At 75.1% G+C, this 1,013-nt stretch carries 1 protein-coding gene; it reads left to right on the top strand.

Annotated elements, in window-relative coordinates; all coding sequences use genetic code 11:
* Positions 1-13 precede the first annotated feature (13 nt).
* Positions 14-1,013, top strand: a 1,000-nt coding sequence (locus CCN51_RS52200; protein ID WP_342749439.1) for a streptophobe family protein, incomplete at its 3' end; no start/stop codon positions are given.

Raw genomic sequence — 1,013 nt, 5'->3', positions numbered from 1 at the left:
CGCGCTCGGCCCCATGACGGCGGCCGCGATGGTGCTCGCGGTCGGCGGCGCGGTCACCCCGTCCGGGGATGTGAAGGCGTTCGGGCTGACCGGCGCCCAGGCCCATTCGGCCGTCGATATCGCGCCCCTGGGCATCAGCCTGGTGGGCGCGCTGCTGCTGGGCTGGCTGTTCGTACGGTCGCTGCGCGGGGCGGGGGCGGTGATCGACGGGGCCGAACTGGCCACCCGGGCGGGGGCGGTGGTCCTGCTCTTTCTGCTGGTGCTCGCCGGGCTCACGTGGGTCGGCAACGATACCGTCACAATCGACGCCTCGACGCTCGGTGTGGCGGGCAAATCGAAGCAGGAGCAGGGCGGGCTGCTCGAAAAACTCCCCGGCGAGCTCGGCGATATCGCGGACATCGGCAGCGGGCTGCTGCCGGACCGGATCCAGCGGCTCATCGACGCCAAGGCGGCGGTGGGGTTCACCGTCGAGGCGGGGCGTTCGGTGCTCGGCGGCGCGGTCTGGGTCGTCGCGGTGCTGCTCATCGCGCTGCTCGTCGCCCGCCGCGCGCCGGTGCCGCACGGCCTGGAGGCGGCGCACCGTACCGTCCGGCCGGCCGCTTCCGCGCTGTGCGGGGTGCTGGTGCTGGCGGTCGGGGCGGGTCTCGCGGCGGCGCTGTACGCGGCGATCGGCGACGACCACCCCCGTCTGGTCCTCGGGGCGGCGCTGCTCGGCGCGCCGAACGGGGTGTGGCTCGGGGTGCCGCTGGGGCTGTTCGTGCCCTGGCACGGCGGGGCGAGCGGGGCGCTGGTGCGGGTGCTGCCCGATCCGCTCGACGATCTGCTGGCCAACGAGCACAACGAGCCGATCACGGTCGCGCGCCTCGCGGAGCTGGACGGCCGGGTGTGGCTGCTGACGGTCGGCTGTGTGCTGATGATCCTGGCCGCCGGGGTGCTGACCGCGGTCCGTACGCCCGTCGGCCGGGCCGGATGGTCCGGGCGGGTCGGGCGGTCCGGGCGGGCGGGCTTTGTGG

It is taken from the genome of Streptomyces milbemycinicus (assembly GCF_002154605.1).
Lineage (GTDB): Bacteria > Actinomycetota > Actinomycetes > Streptomycetales > Streptomycetaceae > Streptomyces > Streptomyces milbemycinicus.
Note: the sequence above shows the minus strand (reverse complement) of the source record. Positions and strands in the feature narration are given on the sequence as shown.